The 21,654-nt window shown below is 29.8% G+C and carries 19 protein-coding genes and 1 pseudogene; 10 read left to right on the plus strand and 10 right to left on the minus strand.

Annotated features, from left to right (window positions below):
- The first annotated feature begins 8 nt into the window (after positions 1 to 8).
- Entirely contained in the window at positions 9 to 341 is a 333-nt protein-coding gene (locus B6F84_RS03540; protein ID WP_148692822.1) for an ArsR/SmtB family transcription factor, read from the plus strand.
- Here the strand turns inward: B6F84_RS03540 and B6F84_RS03545 are convergent.
- From B6F84_RS03545 to B6F84_RS03560, 4 genes are read right to left on the minus strand one after another with little or no spacing between them, the layout of a single operon-like run.
- A complete protein-coding gene (locus B6F84_RS03545) occupies positions 338 to 790 on the minus strand; it encodes an Lrp/AsnC family transcriptional regulator (protein ID WP_148690957.1) in 453 nt (150 codons plus the stop codon). The genes B6F84_RS03540 and B6F84_RS03545 overlap by 4 nt on opposite strands.
- 55 nt (positions 791 to 845) lie before the next feature.
- A complete protein-coding gene (locus B6F84_RS03550; protein ID WP_148690958.1) occupies positions 846 to 1,247 on the minus strand; it encodes an alpha-E domain-containing protein in 402 nt (133 codons plus the stop codon).
- Entirely contained in the window at positions 1,244 to 2,041 is a 798-nt protein-coding gene (locus B6F84_RS03555; protein WP_148690959.1) for a transglutaminase family protein, read from the minus strand. The genes B6F84_RS03550 and B6F84_RS03555 overlap by 4 nt, the downstream gene beginning before the upstream one ends.
- The gene (locus B6F84_RS03560; RefSeq protein WP_148690960.1) at positions 2,029 to 3,339 is read right to left on the minus strand and encodes a circularly permuted type 2 ATP-grasp protein; all 1,311 of its coding nucleotides are present in this window, start codon (positions 3,337 to 3,339) and stop codon (positions 2,029 to 2,031) included. Before B6F84_RS03560 ends, B6F84_RS03555 begins: the two co-directional genes overlap by 13 nt.
- A gap of 311 nt (positions 3,340 to 3,650) precedes the next feature.
- Here B6F84_RS03560 and treH1 point away from each other — a divergent pair, with 311 nt between their 5' ends.
- A complete protein-coding gene (gene treH1, locus B6F84_RS03565) occupies positions 3,651 to 5,396 on the plus strand; it encodes an alpha,alpha-trehalase TreH1 (protein WP_148690961.1) in 1,746 nt (581 codons plus the stop codon).
- An 11-nt stretch (positions 5,397 to 5,407) separates the two neighbouring features.
- Here treH1 and B6F84_RS03570 read toward each other — a convergent pair whose 3' ends face one another.
- The gene (locus B6F84_RS03570; protein WP_148690962.1) at positions 5,408 to 6,460 is read right to left on the minus strand and encodes an encapsulin; all 1,053 of its coding nucleotides are present in this window, start codon (positions 6,458 to 6,460) and stop codon (positions 5,408 to 5,410) included.
- A 341-nt stretch (positions 6,461 to 6,801) separates the two neighbouring features.
- Between B6F84_RS03570 and B6F84_RS03575 the strand changes: the two genes are divergently transcribed.
- Positions 6,802 to 7,950: a family 1 glycosylhydrolase gene (locus B6F84_RS03575; protein WP_148690963.1), complete on the plus strand. Its 1,149-nt coding sequence runs from the start codon at positions 6,802 to 6,804 to the stop codon at positions 7,948 to 7,950.
- On the opposite strand, the gene B6F84_RS03580 is transcribed toward B6F84_RS03575, so the two are convergent.
- Complete coding sequence (locus B6F84_RS03580) at positions 7,925 to 8,305, minus strand: hypothetical protein (protein ID WP_148690964.1); 381 nt, start codon at positions 8,303 to 8,305, stop codon at positions 7,925 to 7,927. The genes B6F84_RS03575 and B6F84_RS03580 overlap by 26 nt on opposite strands.
- A gap of 62 nt (positions 8,306 to 8,367) precedes the next feature.
- A complete protein-coding gene (locus B6F84_RS03585; RefSeq protein ID WP_148690965.1) occupies positions 8,368 to 9,093 on the minus strand; it encodes a hypothetical protein in 726 nt (241 codons plus the stop codon).
- 257 nt (positions 9,094 to 9,350) lie between these two features.
- Here B6F84_RS03585 and B6F84_RS03590 point away from each other — a divergent pair, with 257 nt between their 5' ends.
- Positions 9,351 to 10,463, plus strand: a complete 1,113-nt coding sequence (locus B6F84_RS03590; protein ID WP_148690966.1) for an MFS transporter — start codon at positions 9,351 to 9,353, stop codon at positions 10,461 to 10,463.
- Between the two features lie 29 nt (positions 10,464 to 10,492).
- On the opposite strand, the gene B6F84_RS03595 is transcribed toward B6F84_RS03590, so the two are convergent.
- The gene (locus tag B6F84_RS03595; RefSeq protein WP_148690967.1) at positions 10,493 to 11,590 is read right to left on the minus strand and encodes an ArgE/DapE family deacylase; all 1,098 of its coding nucleotides are present in this window, start codon (positions 11,588 to 11,590) and stop codon (positions 10,493 to 10,495) included.
- Positions 11,591 to 11,670: 80 nt separating this feature from the next.
- Positions 11,671 to 12,384 carry a hypothetical protein gene (locus tag B6F84_RS03600; RefSeq protein WP_148690968.1) on the minus strand — a complete coding sequence of 238 codons (714 nt, stop codon included), beginning with the start codon at positions 12,382 to 12,384 and terminating at the stop codon, positions 11,671 to 11,673.
- Between the two features lie 382 nt (positions 12,385 to 12,766).
- Here B6F84_RS03600 and B6F84_RS14250 point away from each other — a divergent pair, with 382 nt between their 5' ends.
- The 3 genes and pseudogenes from B6F84_RS14250 to B6F84_RS03615 all read left to right on the plus strand — a co-directional run bounded on the left by B6F84_RS14250 (position 12,767) and on the right by B6F84_RS03615 (position 16,130).
- On the plus strand, positions 12,767 to 12,982 hold the full coding sequence (locus B6F84_RS14250; protein WP_236749037.1) for a transposase: 216 nt from the start codon (positions 12,767 to 12,769) through the stop codon (positions 12,980 to 12,982).
- 67 nt (positions 12,983 to 13,049) lie between these two features.
- Positions 13,050 to 14,269, plus strand: a pseudogene (locus B6F84_RS03610) (RNA-guided endonuclease InsQ/TnpB family protein).
- Positions 14,270 to 14,615: 346 nt separating this feature from the next.
- Complete coding sequence (locus B6F84_RS03615; RefSeq protein ID WP_148690969.1) at positions 14,616 to 16,130, plus strand: amino acid permease; 1,515 nt, start codon at positions 14,616 to 14,618, stop codon at positions 16,128 to 16,130.
- Positions 16,131 to 16,167: 37 nt separating this feature from the next.
- On the opposite strand, the gene B6F84_RS03620 is transcribed toward B6F84_RS03615, so the two are convergent.
- Positions 16,168 to 17,793, minus strand: a complete 1,626-nt coding sequence (locus B6F84_RS03620) for a serine protease (RefSeq protein WP_236749040.1) — start codon at positions 17,791 to 17,793, stop codon at positions 16,168 to 16,170.
- 242 nt (positions 17,794 to 18,035) lie between these two features.
- Between B6F84_RS03620 and B6F84_RS03625 the strand changes: the two genes are divergently transcribed.
- The 3 genes from B6F84_RS03625 (at position 18,036) to B6F84_RS03635 (ending at position 21,496) form a co-directional block, all read left to right on the plus strand.
- Positions 18,036 to 19,394 (plus strand): APC family permease, encoded by a 1,359-nt coding sequence (locus tag B6F84_RS03625; protein ID WP_148690970.1) that lies wholly within the window; start codon positions 18,036 to 18,038, stop codon positions 19,392 to 19,394.
- A gap of 150 nt (positions 19,395 to 19,544) precedes the next feature.
- The gene (locus tag B6F84_RS03630) at positions 19,545 to 20,555 is read left to right on the plus strand and encodes a potassium channel family protein (RefSeq protein ID WP_148690971.1); all 1,011 of its coding nucleotides are present in this window, start codon (positions 19,545 to 19,547) and stop codon (positions 20,553 to 20,555) included.
- On the plus strand, positions 20,552 to 21,496 hold the full coding sequence (locus B6F84_RS03635; RefSeq protein ID WP_148690972.1) for an NAD-dependent epimerase/dehydratase family protein: 945 nt from the start codon (positions 20,552 to 20,554) through the stop codon (positions 21,494 to 21,496). Before B6F84_RS03630 ends, B6F84_RS03635 begins: the two co-directional genes overlap by 4 nt.
- Positions 21,497 to 21,654: the final 158 nt, after the last annotated feature.

Below are 21,654 nucleotides of genomic sequence, written 5' to 3' on the forward strand. Positions count from 1 at the left end.
TTATGGAAATTAATCCTTTAATGACTGAGTTAGAATCGTTATTTTCTGCTTTATCTGATGCAACTAGGCTAAGAATTGTTTTTCTCTTGCTAAGTAAAGATGAAGGATTTACTGTTCAAGAAATTTCTAAGTCTTTGGATAAATCTCAATCTTTAATTTCTCATCATTTAGCATGTCTTAGAAATTGTGGAATAGTGAAAGTAGAAAAGAAAGGTAAATTTTCAGTATATGTTATTAGTGATACGCATGTAAAGAATATTATAAGAAGTGCTATTGAACATTCTAAAGAGTATAGTAATTCTATTTTGTCTTGTGAGATAATAAAAGAAGAGAAAAGCTAAAGGATTTGGAATGGAGTTTCTTTTATGGTTTTTGCTATTACGCTAGTTGAGGTTCTTTCAATTTCTGGCATATTAATTAGTTTTTCTAAGAAATTATTAAGAAATTCTTCTCTATTTTTAAATCTAGCTATAACTATAAAATCGATATCTCCTAAGATGAAATATACTCCCCAAACTCCAGGTAATTGAGCTAATTTTTTACCTAATGTCTCATGATAATTTTGTCCGTATTTTGCTTTTATCATAGTAACTACTAAGTAATCTAAGTTTAATGCTGAAGGATCAATGTGAGTATAATAACCTTTTATTACACCTTCTTTTTCCATTTTCTTTATCCTATAAGCTACTGTAGATTTAGGTAATTTAACTTCCTGTGATATTTTTTCTAATGGATATTTAGCATCGTTTTGTATAATTTTGAGTATTTTTAAATCTACATCGTCTAGCATAGTTATATATACAATGAGTAGATTTTAAGCTTTAAATATTATACAATAAAACGAACTATGAATTGGATTGTGTCTTTATTTCTTCCTGTTTTTTAGGTATATTAACAATATTTTTAGGACTTATCTCATCTTCTATTATCTCGCCTAGAAGTAGAGTAAATCTAAGCACTGAGGCAAAGTATTCTCTAGATTCTTTTGATGAATATACTGCACCTTCTAATGATGCTACTGCGTTCATTACTTTTTCATTTCCGAAAGATCTTATATCTTCTCTCATAATTTCAAAATTTCTTTGAATATATTTTACTATATCCTCATTTATTCCTAAGTATTTCTGAAAGTCCTGTAATGGAAGTCCTTTATCTAATAGTAAAAGGCACGTTCTACTTAAGTTTTCTATCCTTTCCAAATATCTTCCAGCCCAAAATATTTTGTAACTTGTGCTTTTGCTTATCATTCTTTTTCCACCTTAATATTCAATTTTTTTAACCATCCTCTTCCGGAACTAACGAAAGATCCGGTAACAGGAGGTGTATCATAGTAATCTCTTCCTATTGCAAATTTAATATATCCAATTTTGTAAAATCTATTTCTAGTAGGATCTACTGGAATCCAACCAGAGTGAGTTTTGAACTCTACCCATGCATGAGTAGTTTTGGGATTATCGTTAACTACACCCATTACGTATCTTGCTGGAATTCCAGAAGCTCTAAGAAGGCCTATCGTGATCTGAGCTAAATCTTGGCATACTCCATAACCTAATTCAAAACTTTCTTTAGCTGATGTGTTAACCGTGGTTAAACCTTCCTTATATTTAACTCTATCCTTAACAAAGCTAACTATTTGTCTAACTAATTCATCTAAATTTTTAGCTGATTTTATTATTTCTTTTGCAGATTCTTTAAAATAATCTACGTCTATAAGCCTGCTAGAATTTAAGAAAACTGGATCATAGATTTTACAAGGTAATTGGCAATTTTCCATTTCTTGGATATTTATTTCAACTTCACTTTCACTTGCTAAAGTTAACGAATAATGAGGTTCTATAACTTTTATTCGGTATACAGTATTTCCAAAAATATCTTTGAATGAAAAAGAATAACCCTTAGGTTCTGAATATACTTTTTCAGTAATTACTTTTTGATTCTCTCCATTATATGGAGTAATCCTAAGAGTATTGTCATTACTGGTCACTACATCTTCATATTCATATTTTGCCTCATAGAATACTCTGTATCTTAGATTTTCCATACTGGTTTCACCAAACCTCCAGAGGAATTATTTGTAACTCTGCTTCCTATAGGGGCTACTCTGCTCAGTATGGTAGATGAAGTCTCATCTATGTAAACGAAAAATCTTAAATCTGCATAAGTCTGGTAAAACGAATCGTCTATTGCTGAAATTACAGTATCAAAATCTAAAAGTTCTTGAGCCATAAATTCTTCTGGAGTTTTTCTTACTTCATTTATTACTTTAATCTTTTCTTCTTCTGGCATATCATGTAACACAAAAGTGCCTGCTCCTCCATAGCCTTCTCTTCTTTTTATAACCATGTTTTCAATTTTCTTCTCTACATCTTCTTTCGTTGTACCTATTGGAAATGAAAATGGTTGTCTTATTTCTTCATTTATTCCAAATTCTTTCATTATTTGTGGCATGAAACAAAAGGTTAATTTATCATCTGCTATGCCAGTGCCTGGAGCATTTACGATATTTACGTTTCCCCTTAAGTATGTATTCATCAAACCAGGGGTTAGGATATCTAGATCTTCAATTCTCCTATATATTACGTCTACGTGAATTTCTCCCTCTATAGTATCTACTAGAACCTCATTTTCTTTTATTTTTAAGTCAGAAGGTTCTGCAAGTATTAAATTTAGTTTATCTGAAAAATATTTATGTTCGAAATATGCTGAATTAAGTGTTCCATCAGTTAGAATTACTATTACAGGATCTTTCGTATCTGAAGCTTTTTCTAATGTCTTTTTTAATTTTTCTAATCCATCACCTTCATTTCCTTTTATATGATAATAATCTCCTAAAACTCTTTCAGTTAAGTCAGAAGATTTTAATGCATAGCTCATACCTGAAGGAATTCTTACGTTATCTTCTAGAATAAACGGAATTCCATTTACGTTAACTATATCTTCACCAAAAATGTACACATAAATACCTTTAGGAGGATCAAAGTCAATCATTTCTGGTCTAAAGTATGGAGAAGACTCTATCAAAATATCTGGAACTATTACCTTATCCCTATGATAATATTCATAGAGAAATTTATTTATTGCTTCTGCCCTACTTTTTAATCCTTCAGATATTTTCTCAAAAAGAGAAGAATCTATTAACCTTGGTACAGGATCTACTTTTATACTGCGATAAAAATTTTTTGTATAAAAAGTGAATCCTTCCCTATAAGCTAATTGATTAATTAAATTTACGTATTTGAAATAATTATGGATTTCCTCTAGATCATTTTCTAGCGTTTTGTATTTTTCGTCATTAAATTCTAGAAAAGAATTCTCAGAAAAGCGTTTGAACTTTATCATTAATATAAACATAAATTAACGTACTATAAAAAGTATTAAAGGTAAGATAGTGTACATTGTTTATTATTTTACCCTCTTTTTCTGTAAAGTTTCTAATAAATAGATAATAGTATAATCTAAAATATAAATGTTTTACAACAAAAAATAAAACGTAATATTAAGAAAAGATCTAAAATACATTATCATTATTCTTATTTCTTATTCTATAGAATTAGAAAATATTTCCATTAATTGCTAGCCCTTCTTCAAAGTATCTTGATTTTGTTAGAAGGGAAGTCTAAGTTTTTAATTACTAACTCATTCTTTAAAATATGAAACCTTTAGGTTATATTTCTAATCAAAGAACTTCTGCACTAATTGATGGAACATCAATAGTATGGTTTCCAGTACCTAAATTTGATTCTCATTCAATTTTCAATAAATTATTGGATGAAGATGGCGGAGAATTTAAAATCATTCCAGAAAGTGAAATTGTAAAAATAAATCAATATTATGAATATCCTTTAGTCTTATCAACTGAAGTACAAACCAGGGAAGGAAAAATAAAAATTACTGATGTTCTTCCGTTAGGTGAGACAGTAATAATTAGAAAAATTGAAAGTGAAATACCATTTACTGCTTTCTTAAAGCCAGTATTTAATTACGCATTATATAGGCCTATAATTGATGAGAAACTTAATAGATTTATAAATTCTAAAGGTAGAGATTGCATAGCCTTTCTCTATCAATATAAGGGAGACGTAAAAAGAGTTAACTCATTCTCTTGGAATTTTACAAGCGGAGAAGGATATCTAGTAGTTAATTATGCTTCCGATTCAAAACATGGTGTCGCAAGTAAAATTGAAAAGGGATTAGAAGTAGATTTCGAGAGGCCATTCGAAAAAACTGTAAGCTTCTGGAAGTCTTTTGATTTCGAAAATACTAAAATTTTTCCAGATTTATATAAGTCTTCAGTTTATCTTCTTCTTTCTTCAATTTATTCTCCATCTGGCGCATCAGTAGCAGCTCCAACTACTTCCTTACCAGAAGCCGAAGGAGGAAGTAGAAATTGGGATTATCGTTTCGCATGGGTTAGAGATTCTTCTCTAACCGCTGAAGCATTACTAGACGCTGGATATATAGTTGAAGCTAGAAGAATAATCAATTTCTTACTCTCATTAGTGAATTTCTCTACAAAACCTTTCTATTATCCTCTTTATACTATAGAAGGAACAATACCACCACCAGAAAGGGAATTAAAATGGCTTTCAGGATATAAAAATTCTAGACCAGTAAGGATAGGAAACGCTGCATCTACTCAAATACAACTTGATATAGAAGGTTTCTTCTTGTCAGCTTTATACAAATACATCGAAAAAACTAATGATTTAGTAATGTTAAGAGATGTGTACGATAAAGTTGAACATATAGCTGATTGGGTTTCGGAAAACTGGGAATTAAAAGATGCAGGAATATGGGAAGATAGAGGAGATCCACAACACTATACGCACTCAAAAATAATGATGTGGGTAGCGTTAGAGAAAGCAGGAAAATTAGCGGAAAAATTAGGATTTAAAGATAAATGGAAAGATAGTAGAGAAAAACTAAGGTCTTGGATTTACGGAAATTGCGTATATGAAGGATATTTTACTAGATATGCTGGAAGTAAAGATATCGATTCAGCAATATTATCAGCACCTATTTACAATTTTGTTGAGATTAAAGATCCAATATTTTTAAATACTTTGAGTAAGGTAGAAAATGAACTTGTTATTGATAAATATTTTGTAAAAAGATACAAAAGCGATTTCATGGGAGAAGCAAAACATCCATTCCTTTTAACTACATTATGGCTTGCTAGAGTATATATAATGTTAGGTGAAATAGAAAAAGCTAGAGAAATAATTCAAAATATTGATAAGTTAACTGGAAGTTTACATTTAGTTGGAGAGCATATTGATGTAGAAAAAGGAGAATTTACAGGTAATTATCCTCAAGTTTTTGTTCATGCAGAGTTAGTAATGACAATAAAAGAATTAGAAGAAAAGGAAAAAGAAAATAATAATAATAAAAAATGAAAGATTATTACTCATTTCAGTATTACAGCAGCATTTGGATCTATTAGATATGGAGCTATTTTACTTGAAATTAAGTAATCAGAATATATACCTTCTTTACCTAAGAATTCTACACTAGGTTTAGTATTCTCTAATATATAGAATCCTTTTTTAGATACTACTAAAATGTTTGAAACGTAAGGGCATACTGTTATTTTACAACAATCCTTAAGCAATTCTATCTCATAACTTCCTGTTTTATCGTAGACTCTAAATAACTTGGAATACAATGATGGAGATAGTACTACTGAAATATCATTATCTGGAAATCCGCTACTAGAAATAATATCTTTTGCTTTAATAATATCCAAAGCTATATTACCTGGAATCTCATAATCCGATGATTTTTCTTTTCTTCCCCTTTCAATTATTGATAAAGGATGTTTAAAAAGCAAATACGAATCTTCTAGTTGAGAATATTTTAGTCCTGCTTTGTAAATGACATTAATTGCTCTGCTGATTGGAATATCACTTCTAATCTTAAATTGTACACTTAGAAGATCTAACTTATATAAAGAAGAACTTTGTTTTTGAATTATTTCATCTTCTGATTCTTGAATATCGTAAACTGAAATACTTTCATCTGGATATACAAGAAGTGTTCCTATATTTCTTATTTTTCTTGTTAAAAGAGCTTCATTAATAATTTTATCAATACTAATTTCTGTATTATCTTTCTTATCAGATATAACTGCATTTTCATCACTTCTATTTAATGGGATAGGAAATTCAGTATTTTCATTTAATAGTTTTGATGCTTCATTCCATCCTTTTATCATATACTCAAAATCTTCCTTACTAGTATAGTATAATAATCTCAAGAACTCTCCAAAATGCGTTATTTCTTCTTTTGCTATATCATCGTGAACCTTCTTAACGAAATCATCTCCATATAATTTTCCTTGCTGTAAATAGTAATTTATTGCGTCTAACTCTGCCATCAGATCTCCTCTTATAGCTCTAATAATTTCTTCCTTGTCCATCTTTTCTTTTCTGAACGAATTTGAAGGATCAGAAGAAAACATATTCTCAATAGTATATAGTTTGAAAGAATAAAAAAGGCATTTAATAACTTGTCGATTTGCTTACATTTAATAATGTTAAAGATTTTAACGTAATTTTTATCACATAATATTAAATATCTTCAAAATTTGCCATAAAGTGAAATTGATCCAAACTAATAGCAGTTAAAACTAAAAATTAGGCCTTTACTTGGCCTTTTACTGATGTTAGGATTTTAAAACTAATATTAGTGTTAAATTCTAAATAATTTGAAACGTACTTAAAATATAATGAAATAATTATTTTAAAAATTCCAACTATGGCTTCTTAAAAAGCTTATTAATCCAATTTAAACTGTTATTTTATGAAGACTGGTTTTTCTATTTCAGCTTTTCAATATGAAGAATTAAATAAAAATTCTGATTGGTATGCCTGGCTAACTGATGATGTCAATATTTTATCTAGAAAAGTATTAGGAGAATTACCTGACAAAAATTTCTATCTATCTAAATATTCTATCTTACATGATATAGCTAGAAATCTAAATTCTTCCGTATGGAGGCTTAACGTCAGTTGGGGCAGAATAATGAAAGATAAAGATAGCATATCTAACGAAGCAATATCTGAGTATAAGGCTTTGCTTAAGGATCTAAAAGATAAAGGATTTGAAGTAATAATGTGCTTAAATCACTTTGATTTGCCCTTATGGATTCATGATCCTATAGTAGCTAGAGACTCTTTATTAACTCAAGGTAATTTAGGATGGTATTCTGAAAATACTATAAGAGAATTCGTAAATTTTGCCAAAATTGTAAGAGATAATTTTTCGGAATATGTAGACATGTGGTGCACTTTTAATGAACCTAATATTTTAATTAATTTCTCCTATTTATCTGGAATATTTCCTCCAGGAATTTCCAGCAGACAAGCGTATAAAAAGGCTTTGATTAACTTAATAAGAGCTCATCAAGAAGTTTATCGTGAGTTTAAAGGAGAAAAAGTTGGTATTATTTACAATTTTCCAGACATTCAAGGATCAGAAGAGGTGAAAAAACAAAATCTAGAATTTTTGAATAACATAAACTTTGATTGGATAGGAGTAAATTATTACACTAGAATAGTAGTTAAGGATGGCGTTCCTATACCTGGTTATGGTATGTTCTGTCAAGGAGAAAAATCTAATGATGGGCATACCGTTTCTGATTATGGTTGGGAAGTGTATCCTGAAGGTTTAACTAATGTGCTAAGAGAAGTAAAAAAATTTGAGAAACCTATTTTAATAACTGAAAATGGTATTGCTGACGCCTTAGATAGAATTAGACCATACTTCATTTTGTCTCACTTACAAGCTATAAAAGAATCAAAGGTAAACGTTGAGGCTTATCTTTATTGGAGTTTAATTGATAATTTTGAATGGAATTTTGGTTATGAAATGAAATTTGGACTTTACACTTTAGATTTGAAACCAAGACCTAGTGCAATTATTTTTAAAGAACTTCCGAATCTTCTATAAAAAATAGGCCTTTTAGTGAAATTAATATTTTCTTAGCTTTTTCTATATCTCCTGAATTTAATAAATTAAATATTAATTGTATTTTTCTTGAAGCTTCTGGAATAGATGGTGCAATTTCATTATCTACTATTAAAGGAACATTTTCATCATATCTCAAAAATTGATATAAACATTTATCTTCACTAATGTATTTAACAACAAAAACGTTATTATCTATTTTGACTATTTCTAATCCCTCTAAATCTTTTCCTATTATCACTCTATTTTCTGTTCTAATAAAGAAGAATCCTGAGGGTATGATTTTTACTTTCAAATCTTTAGTTATCAAGTCTTTCAAGCTAAGTACTCTTTTCATATATTAGGGTAACCCTAAAGAGATATAAAAACTTTATTGGTAATCTTGCTTCTTTTTATAAGTTAATATAAAAATGAGACTGAAGTACCACCATAAACTCTAATATTGAATTCGCCTTTGAGCTTTACCAATTCTATTTCATTAAATGAGACTTTGTCATCTGAATGTTTTATATATACTCCTCTTAGTTCTTTATTAACGAGTAATAATCTGAAAGTTTCTTCACCTGATCCCCTAATATATAGGACAGGGTAGTTATAGAACCTTAACGTTAGATCTTCTACATATTCCGTAACATCGTTAATATTCTTTTGTTCCTCTAAGAGAATTTTCATGTATGTTGCTAATCTAGTTATAAATGATACTTTACTTAGATTTTCTGATAATTCAAGATTTTTATTATTTCTATTACTAATTTTTTGTTCTAATTCTAATTTATAGGTATTTAATATATTTGTTTTAATGTTATCTATCAAATCATTTATTACCTTTTCCATGTTTTTTTCATTATCTCCCTCGTAAATTATTCTCAGGTCCGCTTCGTCAACTAAAAGAATAATTCTTAAACTACAATTACCTACAAATTTATGTTCAATATATTTGTCTTTATTTACAGTATAAATTTTGAATTTTAATTTTTCTTTTAAAAATCCTTGATCAATCACTATTTCATTTTCATTAGAATTTTTTATATTTGGCATGCATTTTAGTACGTTATCTTTATTTTCAAACCAAAGTTTTAAGAAATTCTCATCGTCTATAGGTAACTTTGTAACTCTACTTAGCATTATAAACATATTAAGTTAAAAAATCTATATAAGACTTTCTATTAATTTGTTTGCTTAACAAAATATTAGTTTCTATTATAAATAAATAATTTCTGATTTAAATTATATATGTTAGTTAGTATTATATTTTACAAAAATAGTCTTTAAGTAAATCGTGAACTACCCTATAAGGGGGCTATTCATCCCCAACTTCTGATGGGGACTTCCGCCCCCTTAACCCCCAGTAATGTTAAAAAAGTTCGATAAGAAACTTTCTTATGAATAATAAACTCGGTCTTTTTAGCGTATTCATTCCATTTTTACTATCAGCATATGTAATGTACTCAATAACATTTATTTTACAAAATATTAGTAAAGCTTTTTCAGTTAGCTTTTCTCTCGTAGTATTGGCTGTAACACTTAGTTGGATAGGAGGAGCTTTTGGTGGATTCGCATTTGGAATTTTAGCAGATAAGATAGGAAGGAAAAAGGCTCTTCTAATTTCAATAGCTTTGTTCTCTATTCTAGGTATTATATCTGGATTTATAAATAATTTAATAGAATTATATGTTTTATGGTTTTTTGTAGGTGTAGGAGTTAATGGAGAAAACGGAATAAGTTATGCGATAGTAGCAGAGCTAAGATTCACTAACTTAAGAGGATTCTCTGGTGGTATAATGCAAGGTCTTTACGCTTTAGGTTCATTGTTAGGAGCTTTAACTGCTACATTTATAGCTCCAATAAATTGGAGGTATATGTTTATTGTTACTGGACTTATTTCTTTAATTTCATTTATTTTCTGGATATGGATACCTGAAGAAAAATTTAAAGGAAATATAAAAATGAAAATATCTGATATTTTCTCTAAAAATCTTTTAAAAATTACTATTATAGGTTCAATAATATCCTTAGCTTCCTTCCTTTACTTGATACCTGTATTTAGTCTAATGCCTACTACATTAGAAGATTTACATGTCTCTAATTATGATATTATTATTGCTATAGCAGACTTAGTTTCCGTATTTGCTTATTCATTTTCCGGATATATGTCAGATATTTATGGAAGAAAAAGGACCGTAGAATATTTTTCTATAGTTGCGATTATTTCTTCATTAATTTTCTTTTTTCTTATTAAAATCACATTTATTCCAGTATTCTTAGTATTTGCGTTCTCGGCGTTCTTTGCTTTCTTCGGAGTTTGGATAAGTGAATTATATCCTATGCAAGTAAGAGCTACTGGAGCTAATTTTACTTTACTAATAGGTAGACTAATTGGAGGTGGATTCGGAACGCTTCTAGTAAGCTTAATTCCTTTACCTTTATATGAAAGCTTAGGAATAGATTTAACGATAACTTCGATAGTCGTATTAATTGGAGCAATAATAATATGATTTCTTGAAAACAAGCTTAATAACAAATTTTATAATTTCAATTTTAATAGATTATTTTTTAATATTTCATAACTCTTTTTTAAATCCTCTATTCTTACAAATTCGTTCCTAGCATGAAGCATATTTAACTCCCCTGGACCATAAACAATTGTCGGAATTCCTTTCAATCTAAAATATCTTCCGTCAGTAGCATAAGCTAAAATTATTTGTTTTTCAAAATGCATACTATCAGGTAAAATTGAATAATTTGCATCTGAAGAATTAATCACTTGCACTTCTCCTTCTACAAGCTCAGAGATTAACTGTTTGACTTCGTCAATAGATATACCAGGAGGTATTCTTATATCTACTTCAGCTTCTGCATAATCTGGAACTACATTAACTTTTATTCCGCCATTAATTCTTCCAGGATTATAAGATATTCTTTTTAAATCATTATAAATAATAGGATTAATATTTCTCATTTCGTTTATAGCATTGATTATTTCTTTAGGTATTTTTATTGGATACTCTTGAATAGTCTCTAGAGAAGCTAAATCGTCAACTAACTTAATTATAGCATTCTCTCCTAAAGATGGTGTACTACCATGGGCTGTTTTCCCTTTTTCTATTATTTTAATTTGAAATAATCCTTTTTCTCCTATATTTACTCTACTCCATCCCGTTGGTTCACCAATTATAACTAATGATGGAGAATACTCTTCCGCTAAATGTTTACTTCCGTGAAATCCACCGGTTTCCTCATCCGAAACTGCTGTAAATATTAAAGAATAATCCAATTTATCTGCCAACTCTATATATAATTGCATAAGCATTGCTAAACCTCCTTTCATATCAGTACTACCTCTTCCGTAAATCTTACCTTCAGCCTCTCTAGGCGTGAATGGATCAAAATCCCAACCTTCACCCGGTGGTACTACATCAAAATGGCCATTAAGAAGTATCTTTTTACTTTCCTTTTTATTCGATTCAGAAATTACTACAGGATATCCACTATCATATTCCTTTATGTTTGCTGAAAATCCGTTCTCTATGAGGAATTCTTTTATAAAAATAGCACAATCTTGTAAATTTTGTTGGTCATATGTTTTAAATGAAATAAGTTTCTTAGTTAATTCTTCTAGCATAACTACTTATTCTAAAGTTAAAAGATAAGATTTGTTCTTATGAAGTTTTTATATAAAATAATTTCTATTTTAAGATTTAATTACTGTTTTTTCCTTGTTGGTTTCTTTTTAGGTTGTTGTTGAAGTAAAGGACTTATAGCTTCTACTAAATCATTGTTTTCATTTAATTTTTGCTTTACTAGACTTAGGAAGCAACATAAAGAGGATAATCTGTCGAAATTTGTGAACTTTATGGAATTTTGAGGTCTTTCAGTTGATATACTGATAAATTTGACTTGTCCTGCTAACGCTTTTAGAGTCAAATTTTCTACTGTAGCTAATTGCGTTGTATTCCATTTTCCTGGTACTACTTCAGGAAGCTTTAGCTCTTCCCATTTTACCTCTTCACAATTCGGATTCACTTCTACTTCTTCCTTTTTACTAAATAGATCATAAATTTCAACTTCTCTAGTACTTTCACTTAGAAATCCTTTCATTAATTCTTTAAGTTGTTCGTTTTGTGATGCACAACAAGACAAAGTAATTAAATTATCTAAACTTTTAATGTCTCTTAAATTTATATTATTAGTTCCTCTTGCAGTAGATACTGATAATAATACTATCGATTTAGGCACAAAAATTAACTCAAACCTATAATAATTACTTTCTGCGATTCTTAAAATATGAGTATTGTTTGAGGAATCAGCTAAAGATTTTATCTCTTTAATTTTAGAGATTAATTCATCTTTATTATTTTCTCCTACTAAAAATTGAAATCCTCTAATTTCCTTCATATCATCTGTAGTACATTTCATATATAAATAGAAAAGATATTAGTTTAAATCGTTATTGCTACGCTATTTTATTCCAATAATATGTTTTTATAAAAATACTGTATTTTAAAAATAAATAAAATCATTTAAAAATTAATTAAGGACTAGGAAAGTAGAAGTAAAAAAATAAAACTATCAACCAGATTAAGAAAGATTAGGATAAATTAACTTTTTAACATTACTGGGGGTTAAGGGGGCTGAAGTCCCCATCAGACGTTGGGGATGAATAGCCCCTTATAGAAAAGTTTCTATTTATAGTTACTATATAATTCACTGAACCATGCGTTATAAACTCTAGGAGATTCACATTCAGTCTACTCACTTTACTATCACTATGTACAAGTAGTAAAAAATATGAAAAACATTGGACAACGATAACATAATAGACTTCCTAAAGAAACTAACATACGAAATTACTGAATCATTTGAAGCAGACGTCATTGAAATTAATGCAGAAAAGGATCATTTCAACATGTTGTTCAAAGCAAAACCAACACTAAACATACTAAGATACATAAACACAATAAAAACAATAACATCAAGAGAAATACAGAAAAACTTTCTGAAAGTAAAACTCTGAAAAGGACACTTATGGGCATCCTCATACTTCCTAGCTGGACAAGTAACACTCTAGGTGCTAAAACAATATGTTCAAAACCAAGGAAAAGAATAAGAATACTATAACCTTATCTTATAAGTATAGAATATATCCAACACTCGAGGTAGAACAAAAACTCGTCAAGACAATGGAAACAGAAGTAAAAGTATACAACTCGTTATTGGATTACATAACAGAAAAGAAAAAACAAGGAACAAAAGTAACACAACTTGACACACAAAAACTACTCAAGAACATGAAAGAAAAACATGACGTATACTCAAAAGCTTTACAAATGATAAACAACATACTCTGGTACAACATCAACCCTTTATCAAAATTGAAGAAGAATGGAAAGAAAATAGGAAAACTAAGACACAAAAAAATATTCAAAATAATCTGGTACAACCAGTCAGGATTCAAACTAACAGGAGATACACTCTATCTGTCAAAAATAGGAGAAATCAAAGTACTCTTGCATAGGCCAATACGCGGAGAAATAAAAGGAGTCATCATAAAGAGAAGCAAAACAGATAAGTGGTATGCAATATTTCAAGTTGAGCAAGAAAAACAACCGCTCGAGAAGACTGGCAAAGTAGTTGGTGTTGATTTGGGCGTAGAGAAATTTGTTACAACGAGTGATGGTGTTGTGATTGAGAATTCTAAACTGTTAGATAAGAGGGAGGAAAGGATTAGATTGTTGCAGAGGAGGTTATCGAGAAGGAAGAGGGGTTCAAGGAATCGCGAAAAGGCTAGGCTGAAGTTAGCTAAGGCTTATGAAAGGCTTGAGAATACTCTTGCTGATTATATTCACAAGGTAACAACGTGGTTAGTGAAAAATTATGATGTGATAGTTGTTGAGGAGTTAAATACGCAAAGGATGGTGTTAGATTCTTTTGGTAGGTTGAGGAAGCATATTCTTTATTCTAAGTTTTCGTCTTTTCTCCACCACTTTTCTACAAGGCTGAAAGAGCTGGTAGGAAGGTGGTGGAGGTAGATCCAGCGTATACGTCACAAACGTGTTCTAGGTGTGGGTACAAAGTGAAACTGAATTTGTCTGATAGGGTATTTTGTTGTCCTAATTGTGGTTTTACGGTTGATCGTGATTATAATGCTTCTTTGAATGTTTTGAAGAATGGGGTTGGGACTGCCCCTCTGCCTGTGGAGGGGGAACCTCTGCTGTATATTGCCTTTTACGAGGTGGTGTATAGTAAGTTTCCCCTGAGAAGCAGGAAATCCTCATCGCGAGGTGGGGATGCTCCGTCGTAATGACGGGGTAGTTCACCCTTATGACGTTAAAGGGATGAAAATCCATAAAGGTTCATCATATCCTAAGATGAAAAAGATAGTTTTTCTTTATCAAAGAAAATAGATCTATTAGTATAATTCAATTATCATGAATAAAATATCAATTATGGGAGAAAGTAATATACTACTAATAAAAGTACTGTACAAAATTTTTATGTGAATTATCTTAAAATGCAGAGAAATGTATCTTGCACTAAAATAAGAGGAAATGGTAGATTTCTCTATATTTTTGATTTTATAGCCTTTTATGAAACCGAACATTAGTTCGATAGTTAATTTTAAAAAATTATTTTAAAACTAACGTATTATGCAATTCGTAAGAAATACTTCTGGCTTAGTAAAAAATGCTTCATTAGCAGACTCTACAATGCTAAACATAGCTAATATGGGAGCAGGATTAGCAATATTTACTGGAATAAGCCCTTATATTACTCAAGGAGCAGTATTATGGATAGCATCTATAATTACATTCCTATTATCTTTGCCCTTAGTCTTGCTTTATACATTCTTTATAATTCAAATACATAGAACTGGTGGAGACTACGTATGGTTATCTAGAAAACTTAATGGTAAGATTGGATCAATAATGGGAATCGCATTAGCTTTTAATATGCCACCATATTTTGCGCTCTCAGCTTTCTTCTCTGTAGCCGCGATAAATACTGTTTTAACGGTAATTGGGATATTGCATAATCAAGCCAGTTTGATAAGTTTAGCTAACTCAGTATTTGTAAATCCTTATGGAGTAGTTACATTACCTCAAGAAATTCTAATTTATGTTTTATCTGCAATAGCTTTTGGAATAATAATAGCAATAAACATTTTCAGACCTAAGTGGGGTTTTAGATTGGTAACTGCTTTAGGCACTTTAGCGATCCTAGGAACAATAGTTGCTATGATAGTTTTAGCAATAAATGTTCCAGATTTTCATACTAAAATATTACCTTTCCTAAATAGTTTTGATTTAAAGCCAAGTCCCTATACTGGACCTACATTTAGTTTACCTGCAACATTTTACATGGTTCCTTACTTTGCATCTTTTGCTTATATTTGGCTATATGCTGGACCTTCAGTTTCTGCAGAAATAAAATCTGAGAAAGGTATCAAATATAATATTATTCTAGGAAGCGTTATGACATTATTACTTATTACTGTACCTTTCTTGTTAATGGACATAGCTGGTGGTTACGGATTCAACTTTTCTTTATATCAAACTGGTACATATAATTTCTGGTCAGTAGCTATTGCGCTGGCTGGAAACGAAGCTTTACAGTGGTTTATAGGAATATCTTTGATAGCTTGGGAATTCTTTGTTATGGCTTTTGGAGTAGTAGTATTTGCTAGATATGTCTTTGCATTCTCTTTTGATAGAGTGTTTCCAGAGGTCTTCTCAAGATTAAATACTAATAATTCTCCAGTTTATGCTCACTTACTTGATTTCATAGTAACGTTAGTATTCTTATCTTTCCCTATAATAAGTCCAGTAGGAGTACAAGCATTATACAGTTATACGCCTTTGGCCATAGCTTATCTCTTTCTAGTAGCTTTAGCAGGAGTTAGATTTGCTAAGCAGATAAGTAATATTCCTATGCTAATTACTGGAATAATATCTGCAATATTTATGATATTTATGGGATATGAAGCTTTTACTAACCCGTACTTTGGCGTTATAACTAGCAGTGGAGCTTTGTATTGGCCTGGAATAGCATACATCCTTAGTTTAGTTGGATTAGGAATAATAATATATTCTATTTCAAAATATGTAAATATGAAAAAAGGGATCAACATTGATTTAAACTATAAAGAAATACCACCAGAATAAAAAAACTTTTTTCTTATTAAAAAATATCTTTTTCTATCTAATCTGCATTATACCATGTTAATTGTTCCATATTCATTGTCATTCTAATATACGGCATTGCTTGATATAATAATCCAATATTATTCTCTATATTGCCATATTGCATCATAATATATCCAACTATTGATGGGCCATCATAATATGCTGCAGCATTTTCTAATACATTATCCTCATTTACCATATACTGATATAATGAATCTTTAACTTCTTGTAATGCTGTACTATTCAATTGCTTAAGATAATAATTACTAAAATTCAACGCTAACTGGGAGTAGTAATTAGCAAAGAATCCGTAATCATATAATAAGTTAGGGTTATTATATACGTTAGTAAGTAACGTTACATTTCCATAAGTATAACCAGTTACTGAATCGTAATATTCTGCTGCATACATATCAATTATATATGAGTTGTATAATCCTTCATAGAATCCTAAAGGAGTTATAGAAGGCCCTACATTTATAGATAGGCTTAAAGCAGCCCATGCGTTAGCATCTATTTTATCACTAATATTTCCTGCTGATAAGTAGGCTGCTTCAGACGCTGTTTCAATTTTCCATAAATTATTATAGCTTGAAGCCTCTAAAATTGCCTTATCTACTTCTGACGTAATATTATAACTCATGTCATGTTCATATAAGAGTTGGATAGCTAAAATTGCTGGATTATTAGGGAAATAGAATGAATAGAAGTCTCCTTCTTTTGCAATACCTTCAGCTTCTGACCAGTACTGTTGGGCTTCGTTTTTGATTGTTTGATTATTAATTTGAGCTGAAAGATTAGCATAGATTTCTGACAAGTATTGATAACCTACAGAGAAGTTAACAGGAAAATCAATATAACCTTGAGGTTCTGCTAAGTATTGTCCAGTAATTAGCTCGTACATTTGTGGAATTGAATTAACAGTTAATAAAACTTCATGATGTTGAATAGCAAAATTTTGAGCCATTTGATAATTATTACCTTCTGCTAAAGCCATCATTTGAGGTACTACTAGATAGTATACTCCTCCTTGATACAATTGAACTATCCTTTGATATACTACTCCAGTAGAATACATATACCCCTCTAATCCTACATCGCCTAAGAAATACATCGATTTATTTAAGCTAGATTGCTGGCCTGTCATAGATGATAAGAACATAACAGTAGCAGAATCAGTCTTTACAGCTCCTCCAACGTTTATTGGCGAAGGAGCAGTTATATAGAGATAATAATCGTAAGAAGTTAAAGGCTGATAAGCTAACATTGAAGATATTACTGCAGCTCCTTTAGCTCCCGATAAATACCCATTTCCAGAGCTATATAGTCCACCTATAAATACTCTACCATTTCCATACGTTACATATGCATATTGGCTAGCTATAGTATGTGCAGGGAATACAGGATTAATTAAATAATCTTGTGAATTTCCTAAACTAGCTGGAGGATCGCTTAAATATATAACTTGTGGATCACTTGTTTGATGTGAATTTAACGTTGAATTATTGGTTTCAACTGCTGTGGAGTTATGAGTCTGAAGAAAGCTTTCGCTTATAAAAATTCCGGTTAATTCAGATAAAACTATCGCAAATACCAATATTGCATAGAATTTTTTTGTTTCCATTTTTATCAAAAAATCCATAAAGCCTACTATTTAAAAACTTTTACCCAGATTTAGAAGAAAATTGAAATTAGATTTTATAAACTATAACTTTTATTTAAAGTTATACGAAAATTTACTGTTTTAAATCTTGGATGTAAATATCTAGGATACTTGATAGTATAATTTAATCTATTCAATTTAGGAAATACAAATTGCTGATATAACTAAAGAAATAGTTAATACTGAAAGCTTTTATAATACCATACAATGTTTAATACTTTATGCCTAAAGGTCTTAAAAAGAATGCAGTAGGATTTAGTGAACTTTTAGGACAATCTATAGCTTTAATTGCACCCTTAGGAGCAGTAGCTGCTACGTTGACTGGAGCTGCAGCTTTTGCATTAGGTTCTTTACCTTTATCTTATTTGATAGGAATTGTTGCAGTATTAGCCTGGATTAATGTCCCATATCAATTTTCTAAAAAGATTGGAAATGCTGGAGGGTTTTATGATTTTGCATCTCAAGGCCTTGGGAAGAAATATGGGATTTATACTGGATACATATATTTATTCTCATATTTCAATGTAATAACAAATTCTATAGTATTTGTAGGAGGAGTCTTTATACCTTCAATGCTTACGGAATTTTTTAATGTTTCTTTACCTTCTTGGATATGGATACCAATATTGATAGTTTTTCTTGGATTAATAACTTTATTAGCTTATAAGGGAATAAGACCATCTCTTCGATATAGTCTAGTAACATCAGTAATTGAAATATCACTGCTTATTATTATGTCTATAATTCTAATAATAAAAGCTGGTCCAAGAAATTCTTTAGAACCTTTTACACCTACTCCAGCTGGAGGTTGGGCACCAGTTTTTGAAGGAATGATATTAGCAGTGTTTTCTATGTCAGGATCTTCTGGAGCAGTATATTTAGCTGAAGAAACTAAAAACCCATTAAAAGATGTTAAAAAAGCAGTTCTTATAAGCTTTCTAATAACTGGAGTAGTATTTGTACTAACTTCATATGCAATGGTAATAAGTTGGGGGATTTCTAATATGTCATCTTTTGCTCCTTCTGGAGTTCCGGGTTTAATATTAGCTGATAAATATATTGGCGTGCCGTTTTTAATAATATTATTAATTTTTATGCTAAATAGTTTCTTTGCTGGCTCATTAGCTCCGTTAAATTCTTCTGCTAGGCTACTCTATGCTTTAGGTAGAGATAAGGTAGCTCCAGAAGCTTTTTCAAATATTCACGAAAAGTATAGTACTCCTTCAACTTCAATTTTAGGATTATCCGTTTTATCATTAATTGTATCATTAATTTCAGGACTAATTTTAGGACCTTACTACGGTTTTCTATTCTTAATAAATCTCTCTGCGGTATCTTTATTTATAGGTCATATGCTGGGAGATGTTGCCCTACCATTCTTTTATAAGAAAATTAAAGAATTCAGTATATTATATCACTTAATAGCGCCAATAATATCGTTCATTATACTAGTATTCGGGATATATTATAGTTTTTATCCTCCTACGTTTCCTATAGACTATTCTATCATAATTACAGTAATATATTCTATAGCTATACTAATTATGATACTAAGTAATAAAATAAGAGTTGTTCAATAATTATTTTATAATATATTTTTTATCTTAATGATTGCTAAAATCTATTAAAAAAGTAAAATCTATAAATAGAGAAATTAATCCCCTAATGCTAATGATTGCTAAAAATTTTTATATTTTTAAAATAGTAGATTGGAAAAGAAAGATTAGAGTATGGATAGAAGATTTTGGAACAGATTTATGATAAGTATAATGGAGAATATAGTAGCTCCTTATTCGGTAATTAGAAAGATTTTCCCTCAATTATTTCTTCTAGGTGTGGCAGTTTACATTAATTCTTTAGTTTTCATGATTTATCAGCACTTAGATTTTATATCTGCAGTATATGCTGGAGTTAACGTAGTAACAACAGTTGGATTATATGCTCCTAATATAAACCAGCTACCTAATACTGAAAAAGTTATTTTGATCATTACAATAATTTTTGCAGTAGGATTATATACTAGCATTCTTCAAGCTATAGTTAGTACAGTAGTAAATAGATCAACATGGATTGATGCTAAAGCTAGATGGAGAGGCTCACATATGAAGGATCATACAGTATTAGTAGGAGAAGGAGAGGTGATAGTTAGCGCAGCAAAAAGATTAGAAAGACTTAAAGTAGATTATATTATTCTTACTACTGACAAAAATATACAAGAGATTTCTCCTGACAAAATAATTATTGCAGATCCTAAGGAAGATAAAAATTTGTTAGAAGCAGGAATACTAAACGCAAAAAATGCTATAGTATGCATGAAAGATGATATGGAAACTCTACTTATTACGCTTAAAATTCAAAAACTAAATCCGCCTCTTCAAGTAATTTCTGTAGTCAAAAATTCTTCCTTAGCTGACGCTTTTAAGACTGCAGGAGCAGACGTAATTATTCCTTATGATGATATAGTTGGTAGAATAACTGCCTCAGCAGCAATTTCAAACCATGTAGCTGGACTTATTTTACAAGATAGATTAAATGAAAATTTAGTAATAGGAGTGTTTGATGTAAAAAAATCAATTAAAATCTCAGATCTTCCAGAAGGAACTATACCATTAATAATTGTAAAACATGATGGAAAATTGGACCCATTTTTCGAAAAAAATTATCAATTAAAAGAGGGAGAAAAGATAATAATTTTAGGAGATCCTAAAATATTCGATAAAATTAAGGAGATGTTAGAATGAAGTACCTTATTTTGGGATTAGGCTTTGTAGGAACTCATATAGCTGAATACTTGTCAGAGCATAATGACGTTACAGTAACATATAAAAGTTTGAATCCTGTAAAAGAATTATATTCAAAAATTCTTAAAGAAAAGAAAGTTAGTCTTATAAAATTAGATCCATTAAATGAGAAAGAGAAACTGGAAAGGGAGATTGAAGATCATGATACAATAGTTAATATGATTGGAGAAATACAAGGTAGTTATAAAGCATTAGAAATAGCTAACGTAACTATTCCTAAATTAATTGCTGAACTCTCTTCAAAAAACAAGAAGATGTTAATTCATTTTAGCGGATTATTAGGCATTATAGGAAATAATGTAAAATCAGAAACTCCTCATTTGGCAGGAATAACGCCTCAAACTGATTTTGAAAAAACCAAACTAGAAGGAGAAAAAGTAGTTTATGATACTTGTAAGAGTAATGATTCCCCAATAGCTATTCTTAGACCTACACTAGTTTATGGTAGATATTCTGCTCATATACAATTTATTACGATGTATAAGTTTGCAAAAAGAGGAATTATCCCAAAGCTTAGCTTTAGTTTCAATACTATTAGTGCAAATTCTATAGCCAAAATGATTGAAGCCTTGTCAGAATCTAAAGAAACAACTTATTTTTACGCTACTGAATGTAATCCAGTAAATGTTTCGAAATTTTTTGAATTAATGGCAAAAGGATTAGGAAGAAATAAGAATATAGAAATACCAATTCCAGAATCCTTAGCTAAAATTGTTCTACCTAGTTACATTAAAAGCTTATTAAAATATACAAGGTCAACATACGATTGCTCTAAATCATCTGAATTAATTGGTGATTTATCTTTTGATGAGAAAGAAATAATAGAGAATGCTTCTTTTCTGCATAATTTAGACGTTAATAATATTTTGATACCAACATAAAAATATCTTTATAAAGATATAATTAAATCATTATATTATTAAAAATATTTTTTATCCATTAAAATAAACTTATGTTTCATATCAATAGTGAAATAATCTCGTATGGGACTTCCGCTTCCTTAATACCATAAATCTATATATGAAGCTTTTTGTCCTAA

The organism is Acidianus manzaensis, from assembly GCF_002116695.1.
GTDB lineage: Archaea > Thermoproteota > Thermoprotei_A > Sulfolobales > Sulfolobaceae > Acidianus > Acidianus manzaensis.